7 protein-coding genes and 1 riboswitch are annotated in these 7,980 nt (G+C 58.1%); of the genes, 5 read left to right on the plus strand and 2 right to left on the minus strand.

Annotated features, from left to right (window positions below):
- Positions 1–51 precede the first annotated feature (51 nt).
- Positions 52–969: a DNA-binding transcriptional regulator OxyR gene (oxyR, locus tag ACSBQQ_RS23400; RefSeq protein ID WP_033636422.1), complete on the plus strand. Its 918-nt coding sequence runs from the start codon at positions 52–54 to the stop codon at positions 967–969.
- On the opposite strand, the gene sthA is transcribed toward oxyR, so the two are convergent.
- On the minus strand, positions 952–2,349 hold the full coding sequence (sthA, locus tag ACSBQQ_RS23405) for a Si-specific NAD(P)(+) transhydrogenase (protein WP_004931047.1): 1,398 nt from the start codon (positions 2,347–2,349) through the stop codon (positions 952–954). The two genes, oxyR and sthA, sit on opposite strands and share 18 nt — an antisense overlap.
- A 217-nt stretch (positions 2,350–2,566) precedes the next feature.
- Between sthA and fabR the strand changes: the two genes are divergently transcribed.
- The gene (fabR, locus tag ACSBQQ_RS23410; protein ID WP_004931044.1) at positions 2,567–3,199 is read left to right on the plus strand and encodes an HTH-type transcriptional repressor FabR; all 633 of its coding nucleotides are present in this window, start codon (positions 2,567–2,569) and stop codon (positions 3,197–3,199) included.
- Positions 3,200–3,214: 15 nt separating this feature from the next.
- Complete coding sequence (locus ACSBQQ_RS23415) at positions 3,215–3,586, plus strand: YijD family membrane protein (RefSeq protein WP_033649905.1); 372 nt, start codon at positions 3,215–3,217, stop codon at positions 3,584–3,586.
- A gap of 34 nt (positions 3,587–3,620) precedes the next feature.
- Here ACSBQQ_RS23415 and trmA read toward each other — a convergent pair whose 3' ends face one another.
- Entirely contained in the window at positions 3,621–4,724 is a 1,104-nt protein-coding gene (trmA, locus tag ACSBQQ_RS23420) for a tRNA (uridine(54)-C5)-methyltransferase TrmA (protein WP_033636420.1), read from the minus strand.
- A gap of 115 nt (positions 4,725–4,839) precedes the next feature.
- A riboswitch (cobalamin riboswitch) is annotated at positions 4,840–5,059 on the plus strand.
- 69 nt (positions 5,060–5,128) lie between these two features.
- On the opposite strand from trmA, the gene btuB reads away from it, so the two are divergent.
- Both btuB and murI read left to right on the plus strand, forming a co-directional pair.
- Positions 5,129–7,000, plus strand: coding sequence for a TonB-dependent vitamin B12 receptor BtuB (btuB, locus tag ACSBQQ_RS23425; protein WP_033649900.1), 1,872 nt, complete (start codon positions 5,129–5,131; stop codon positions 6,998–7,000).
- Positions 6,945–7,808: a glutamate racemase gene (gene murI / locus ACSBQQ_RS23430; protein ID WP_033649902.1), complete on the plus strand. Its 864-nt coding sequence runs from the start codon at positions 6,945–6,947 to the stop codon at positions 7,806–7,808. Before btuB ends, murI begins: the two co-directional genes overlap by 56 nt.
- The last annotated feature ends 172 nt before the right edge of the window (positions 7,809–7,980 follow it).

Consider the following 7,980-nt stretch of genomic DNA (forward strand, 5'->3'; position numbering starts at 1 on the left):
TCATTGCTATCTTATCTATCGCCATGAGCTATCATGGAATGGAGGGAAACAATGAATATTCGTGATTTAGAGTATCTGGTCGCCTTGGCCGAGCACCGGCACTTCCGCCGCGCGGCCGATTCATGCCATGTAAGCCAACCCACGCTGAGCGGGCAGATCCGCAAGCTGGAAGACGAGTTGGGCGTCATGCTGCTCGAGCGCACCAGCCGCAAGGTGCTGTTCACCCAGGCGGGTCTGCTGCTGGTGGAGCAGGCGCGTACCGTGCTGCGCGAAGTGAAAGTATTGAAGGAGATGGCCAGCCAGCAGGGCGAAGCCATGTCCGGGCCGCTGCACATCGGCCTGATCCCGACCGTGGGGCCTTATCTGCTGCCGCAGATCATCCCGACGCTGCACAAAACTTTCCCGAAACTGGAAATGTACCTGCACGAAGCGCAAACCCAGCAACTGCTGGCGCAACTCGACAGCGGCAAATTGGACTGCGCCATTCTGGCATTGGTGAAGGAAACCGAGGCGTTTATCGAAGTGCCTCTGTTCGATGAACCGATGAAGCTGGCGGTGTATTCCGATCACCCGTGGGCGCAGCGCGAGCGCGTGGCGATGCCGGATTTGGCGGGAGAGAAGCTGCTGATGCTGGAGGATGGGCACTGCCTGCGCGATCAGGCGATGGGCTTCTGCTTCCAGGCGGGCGCGGACGAAGATACCCACTTCCGCGCCACCAGTCTGGAAACGCTGCGCAATATGGTCGCGGCCGGCAGCGGCATTACCCTGCTGCCGTCACTGGCGGTGCCGCCGCAGCGCGAACGCGACGGCGTCTGCTATCTGGATTGCTACAAGCCGGAACCGAAGCGCACCATCGCGTTGGTGTATCGCCCCGGTTCCCCACTGCGCAGCCGTTATGAGCAGTTGGCCGAAGCGATCCGCGAGCACATGCAGGGCTACATCGACAACGCGTTAAAACAGGCGGTTTAAGCCGTTAAGCGCCGCCACCCGGTAGGCTTCGGCCATGGTCGGATAGTTGAAGGTCGTATTAACGAAATACTCGATAGTATTGCCTTCACCTTTCTGTTCCATGATCGCCTGACCGATGTGGATGATCTCCGCCGCACGCTCGCCGAAGCAGTGGATCCCGAGGATCTGCAGGGTGTCGCGATGGAACAGGATCTTCAGGCTGCCTACGTTCATCCCGGCGATCTGCGCGCGCGCCAGATGCTTGAACTGGGCGCGGCCCACTTCATACGGCACCTTCATCGCCGTCAGTTCCTGCTCGGTTTTGCCGACGGAGCTGATTTCCGGAATGGTGTAGATGCCGGTCGGGATATCTTCGATTAGGTGACCGCTGGCTTCGCCGGAAGCGATCGCCTGCGCGGCGATGCGGCCCTGATCGTAGGCGGCGGAAGCCAGGCTCGGATAGCCGATCACGTCACCGACCGCATAGATGTGCGACAGCGCGGTTTGGTACATGCTGTTCACCTTCAGTAGCCCGCGGCTGTCCGATTCCAGGCCGACGTTTTCCAACCCCAGCGAATCTGTGTTGCCGGTACGGCCGTTGGCGTACAGCAGGCAGTCCGCTTTCACCTTCTTGCCGGACTTCAGGTGCACGATCACGCCGTCTTCGGTGCCTTCAATCTTCTCGAACTCCTCGTTGTGGCGGATCACCACGCCGTTGTTCCAGAAGTGGTAAGAGAGCGAATCCGACATCTCCTGATCGAGGAATGCCAGCAGGCGATCGCGGGTGTTGATCAGATCGACCTTGACGTTCAGACCGCGGAAGATAGACGCGTATTCGCAGCCGATCACCCCGGCGCCGTAAATGATCACGTGGCGCGGTTCATGGCTCAGCTCGAGAATGGAATCGCTGTCGTAGATGCGCGGGTGATTGAAATCGACGCTGGCCGGGTGATAAGGGCGCGAGCCGCAGGCGATCACGATGTGGTCGGCGCGGATGGTGTCCTGGGTGCCGTCCATGTAGCTGACGCTGACGGTGTTGGCGTCGATGAAACGCGCGTCGCCGGCGAACAGTTTGCACTGGTTCCGCTCATAGAACCCTTGGCGCATGCGGGTTTGCTGGCTGATGACGTTATCGGCGTGGCGTAAAATGTCAGGGAAGGTCGCGCTGAGCGTGCGCGAGTTGTTGTAAAGCGGGTTCTGGTTGAATTCGATAATGCGGCTGACGGCGTGGCGGAGGGCTTTGGAAGGGATGGTGCCCCAGTGGGTACATCCGCCGCCTACGTTGTTGTACCGTTCGATAACGGCCACGCGGGCGCCCTGTTTCACCAGCCCCATGGCGGCACCTTCACCACCAGGGCCCGAGCCAATCACAATGGCATCAAATTGATAGTGCTGTTGCATGTAGGAGAGACCTGTTTTTTATACAAGATTACAACGGTATCTTAACATCATAGCGCTGCTCACCCAATCACCATTAGGCTTTTTGAGGCAAAGCACAATCGGCTCAGGGCGGAAGTGTGATAGAGCGCGTTAGTATAAATGCTGTTGCAATAAAATTTGCTATATTGCCGAGTCTAGGGCGTTAGACTGAGAGAATGGAACCTATCCGGATATGCATATGGGCGTCAGAGCACAACAAAAAGAACGGACTCGTCGTTCCCTGATCGAAGCCGCATTCAGCCAGCTGAGCGCCGAACGCAGCTTCGCCAGCCTGAGCCTGCGGGAAGTTTCACGCGAGGCGGGCATCGCGCCCACGTCGTTTTACCGCCATTTCCGCGATGTGGATGAGTTGGGGCTGACCATGGTGGACGAAAGCGGCCTGATGCTGCGTCAGTTGATGCGCCAGGCGCGCCAACGCATCGCCAAGGGCGGCAGCGTGATCCGCACCTCGGTGTCCACCTTTATGGAATTTATCGGCAACAACCCGAACGCCTTCCGCCTGCTGCTGCGCGAGCGTTCCGGCACGTCGGCGGCATTCCGTGCGGCGGTGGCGCGCGAGATCCAGCATTTCATCGCCGAACTGGCGGACTACCTCGAGTTGGAAAACCACATGCCGCGCAGCTTTACCGAAGCGCAGGCGGAAGCGATGGTCACCATCGTGTTCAGCGCCGGCGCGGAAGCGCTGGATATCGACGTCGAGCAGCGGCAGCAGCTGGAAGAGCGGCTGGTGCTGCAGCTGCGGATGATCTCCAAAGGGGCGTATTACTGGTATCGCCGCGAACAAGAAAAAGCTTCTGTGTCCCACGTATAAAAAAGGTAAAAAATGATGGAAAAACCAGGCCGTGAAAATGGCACCTTACTGCTGGCGTTGATTGCCGGCCTTTCGATCAACGGTTCGTTTGCCGCGCTGTTCAGCTCGGTGGTGCCGTTTTCGATCTTCCCGCTGATTGCGTTGGTGCTGGCGGTGTACTGCCTGCATCAGCGTTACCTGAACCGCGCTATGCCGGACGGCATGCCGAAGCTGGCGGCGGCCTGTTTCCTGCTGGGGCTGCTGATGTACAGCGCCATCGTGCGCGCCGAATACCCGCAGATCGGTTCCAACTTCCTGCCGTCGGTGATCTGCGTGGCGTTGGTGCTGTGGATCGGGATGAAACTGAAGGCGCGCAAGGCGCCGGATGCGCCGACTCAAGAGTCGTAATGAAACGGGGCGCCATGATGGCGCCCCTGTCGTATCAGCGGTGCTTTTCCAGCAGCACGCCGCATTCCATGTGATGGGTATACGGGAACTGATCGAACAGCGCCAGGCGGCTGACCCGGTGCGTGGCCTGCAGCGTTTCCAGGTTGGCGCACAGCGTTTCCGGATTGCATGAGATATAGAGAATGCGCGGGTAGGCCTGCACCATCTTCACCGTTTCCTCGTCCAGCCCGCTGCGCGGCGGATCGACGAAAATCGTCTCGCAGTTGTAGCCGCTCAGATCGATGCCTTTCAATCGGTTGAATTCGCGCACCCCGTTCATCGCCTGAGTGAAGTCTTCCGCCGCCATGCGAATGATCTGCACGTTGTCGATATGGTTGGCAGCGATGTTGTATTGCGCCGCCGCCACCGACGGTTTGGCGATTTCGGTCGCCAGCACGCGCTCGAAATTGCGCGCCAGCGCCAGCGAGAAGTTGCCGTTGCCGCAATACAGCTCCAGCAAATCGCCTTTGGAACCGGCGGTCACCGCCAGTGCCCATTCCAGCATCTGCACGTTCATGGCCGCGTTGGGCTGAGTGAAGCTGTTTTCCACCTGGCGGTAGATCATGTCGCGGCCGGCGACCGGCAGCACTTCGTCAACATAATCCTGGTCGAGCATGATTTTGGTCTTCGACGCCCGGCCGATCAGCTGCAGGTCGAAACCCTGAGCGCGCAGATCGTCACGCAGCTGCTCGGCGCGCCGTTGCCAAACGTCATCCAGCTTGCGGTGGTACAGCAACGAGGCGATGATTTTGCCGCTTTGCGTCGACAGATAATCGATCTGGAACAGCTTGTGACGCAGGATCGGTTCCGGTTTCAGCGCGGCGATCAGGGCGCTCATCAGGCGGTTAATCAGTTCGCTGGCGGCCGGGAAACGATCGACGCGAATACGCTGCTTGGTCTGCTGATCGAACATGATGTGATACATGTCGTCCGCGTCGTGCCAGATGCGGAATTCGGCGCGCATGCGGTAGTGGTCGACTGGCGAGCGGAACACTTCCGGCTCGGGCGCCGCGAACGGTGACATCAACGTCTTCAGGCGGGCGACTTTCTCCGCCAGTTGGTCATCGTAACGTTCAATAGGCAAATTCTCGGGCGTCATGTGTGTCTTCTCGTCAGGCAAATTTGATCAGCGGGGATTGTAGGGAATCAGCCCGTGAAGTCCAGTTTTGTCGCGTTTATTATTTGTAACATTAGTAGCAGTCTAGACATCTATTTTCATTGATCGTAGCATTGCCGTCCGGCCTCAAGCAGCGAGTGAAAAGGGAATCCGGTGTGAATCCGGAGCTGACGCGCAGCGGTAAGGGGAAGTCACGGCGATAGCGTTTCGACGCAGACACTGTCCATTGCAGGATGGGAAGTCATCGCCCGTTGCCGGTCGCGCCCCGCGGCCTGCAAATCCCAAGCCCGAAGACCTGCCGGTGTTACGTCGCAATGTCCGTGGCCGTCGCGAACTATCGGCCATGATCCTGCGGCATCCGCCAATTAAGTTTGGATGCTTTTCTCATGACAATTACAAAAAATACGCTGCTGGCGGTGGTTTCCTCCGTCACGGCTTTTTCTGGATGGGCGCAAGACAACACCACAACCACGAATGGCGATAACCTGGTGGTGACCGCCAACCGCTTCCCGCAGCCGGTTTCTTCCGTGCTGGCGCCGACTTCCATCGTCACCCGCAACGATATCGATCGCTGGCAGGCCAAGAGCCTGACCGACGTGATGCGCCGCCTGCCGGGCGTGGATGTTGGCCAGAACGGCGGGCTGGGGCAAAAGAGCTCGCTGTTTATTCGTGGCACCAACTCCAGCCACGTGCTGGTGCTAATTGACGGCATTCGCCTTAACCAGGCGGGCGTCAGCGGCTCTTCCGATCTTAGCCAAATCCCAATTTCGCTGGTGCAGAAAGTCGAATACATTCGCGGCCCGCGCTCGGCGGTGTACGGCTCCGACGCCATCGGCGGCGTGGTCAACATCATTACCACCCGCGAAAAGAACGGCACGACGCTTTCCGCCGGCCTCGGCTCCAACGGCTATCAATCCTATGACGCGTCGACCCAACAGCAGCTGGGCGACAGCACCGTGGCGACGGTGGCGGGCGACTACACCTATACCAAAGGGTATGACGTGGTGGCCTATGGCAGTACCGGTATGCAAAGCCAGCAGGATCGCGATGGCTTTATGAGTAAATCGCTGTATGGTGCGCTTGAGCATCAGTTCAGCGAATCGGTCAGCGGTTTTGTACGTGGGTATGGCTACGACAACCGCACGGCGTACGATAGTTACTATTCCTCTCCGGCCAGCTCTCTGCTAGATACTCGCAAGCTGTACAGCCAAACCTGGGATACCGGATTGCGTTATAAAGAAGGCATTTACGCAACACAATTGACCGGCAGCTACAGCCATAGCAAGGATTACGATTACGATCCTCGCCGCGGTATGCATGACAGCTCGGCCAGCCTGGTGGATTCCGAACAGTACAACCTGCAGTGGGGCAATACGCTGCAGGTTGGACAGGGTACCGTAAGCTCTGGCGTCGACTGGCAGCAACAGAAAATCAAACCGGACTCCACCACCGTAAAGGGTGAAAAAAGCCAACGTGATGCAGGCATCTATCTGACCGCGCAGCAACTGGTTGGCCCGGTGACGCTGGAAGGCGCGGTTCGGGGTGACGATCATTCCGAGTTTGGCTGGCACGGCACCTGGCAAACCAGCGCGGCCTGGGAGTTCGTCGAGGGATACCGTTTTATCGCGTCGTATGGCACGGCGTTCAAAGCACCCAATATGGGCCAGCTATACGGCAACTTTGGCAATAACACCGATCTGAAGCCGGAAGAAAGCAAGCAGTGGGAAGGCGGTTTTGAAGGGCTGACCGGGCCGGTGACCTGGCGCATCTCCGGTTATCGCAACGACATTGACAATTTGATCGATTCGACGGGGGAAACCAACTACGTCTACTACAACGTGGGTAAGGCGACCATCAAAGGGATTGAAGCGACGGCGTCTTTTGATACCGGCCCGCTGACGCACCAGATTGGTTACGATTATGTCGACCCGCGCAACGCAAAAACTCACGAAGTGCTGCTGCGCCGCGCCAAACAGCAGGTGAAATATGAGCTGGACTGGCAGCTGTATGACTTTGACTGGGCGGTGACTTATCAATATTTGGGTCAACGTTATGACAAGGACTACAGTACCTATCCGGAGCAGAGCGTGAAACTCGGCGGCGTGAGCCTGTGGGATCTCGCAGTTTCGTATCCGGTCACATCTCATCTGACAGTTCGTGGTAGAATTGCCAACCTGTTTGATAAAGATTATGAGACGGCCTATGGCTACGCTACTCCAGGAAGAGAATACTACCTCACTGGAAGCTATACCTTCTAACAGCACCGCCACGCCTCGCCCGACGGTGCTGGTTTTCGATTCCGGCGTCGGCGGGCTGTCGGTATATCAGGAGATTCGGCAGTTGCTGCCGGATCTCCACTATATATACGCTTTCGACAACGTGGCGTTCCCCTACGGTGAGAAGTCCGAAGAGTTTATCGTTGAGCGCGTGATGGAGATTGTCGGCGCAGTGCAGCAGCGGCATCCTCTGGCGATTGTCGTCATTGCCTGCAACACCGCCAGCACCGTTTCCTTGCCGGCCCTGCGCGAGCGTTTCAGTTTCCCGGTCGTGGGCGTGGTGCCCGCCATCAAGCCTGCCGCCCGTCTTACCGTTAACGGCATCGTCGGCCTGTTGGCGACCCGTGGCACCGTACAGCGCAGCTACACCCACGAACTGATTTCCCGTTTCGCTACCGACTGCAAGATTGAACTGCTGGGCTCTTCAGAGCTGGTGGAGTTGGCGGAGGCCAAGCTGCACGGCGAAGCCGTGCCGTTGCCGGTACTGAAGAAGATCCTGCATCCGTGGCTGAGCATGCGCGAGCCGCCGGATACCGTCGTGCTGGGCTGCACCCATTTCCCTCTATTAGCTGAAGAGCTGATGCAAGTGTTGCCGGAAGGCACCCGGCTGGTGGATTCCGGCGCGGCGATTGCCCGTCGTACCGCCTGGCTCATCTCGACGCAGGAAAATCTGGTCTCGAGCCAGGAAGAGAATCTGGCCTATTGCATGGCGTTGAATGAAGATACTGACGCTTTATTGCCCGTTTTGCAGAGCTACGGCTTTAAATCGTTGAAAAAACTGCCGCTTTAACGGTGTTTTGGTTAAACATTCAACGGTCGGAAAAAATATTGAAAATAGGGGTTGCGGCCTGCCGAGAACTCCCTATAATGCGCCTCCACTGACCGGGAACAACGACTGACAAGCCGCCGGGTCAGCGAGAAGACAGCGAAATAAACGCTTGACTCTCCGGGCTAAAAGCGTA

This window comes from Serratia sp. G204Y (genome assembly GCF_051172435.1).
Classification (GTDB): Bacteria; Pseudomonadota; Gammaproteobacteria; order Enterobacterales; family Enterobacteriaceae; genus Serratia; species Serratia sarumanii.

What these genes read in the sequence shown, in the direction of transcription:
- oxyR (WP_033636422.1), top strand. Translation starts at nt 52, where the DNA reads ATGAATATTCGTGATTTAGAGTATCTGGTCGCCTTGGCCGAGCACCGG.
- sthA (WP_004931047.1), bottom strand. Translation starts at nt 2,349, where the DNA reads ATGCAACAGCACTATCAATTTGATGCCATTGTGATTGGCTCGGGCCCT.
- fabR (WP_004931044.1), top strand. Translation starts at nt 2,567, where the DNA reads ATGGGCGTCAGAGCACAACAAAAAGAACGGACTCGTCGTTCCCTGATC.
- ACSBQQ_RS23415 (WP_033649905.1), top strand. Translation starts at nt 3,215, where the DNA reads ATGGAAAAACCAGGCCGTGAAAATGGCACCTTACTGCTGGCGTTGATT.
- trmA (WP_033636420.1), bottom strand. Translation starts at nt 4,724, where the DNA reads ATGACGCCCGAGAATTTGCCTATTGAACGTTACGATGACCAACTGGCG.
- btuB (WP_033649900.1), top strand. Translation starts at nt 5,129, where the DNA reads ATGACAATTACAAAAAATACGCTGCTGGCGGTGGTTTCCTCCGTCACG.
- murI (WP_033649902.1), top strand. Translation starts at nt 6,945, where the DNA reads ATGGCTACGCTACTCCAGGAAGAGAATACTACCTCACTGGAAGCTATA.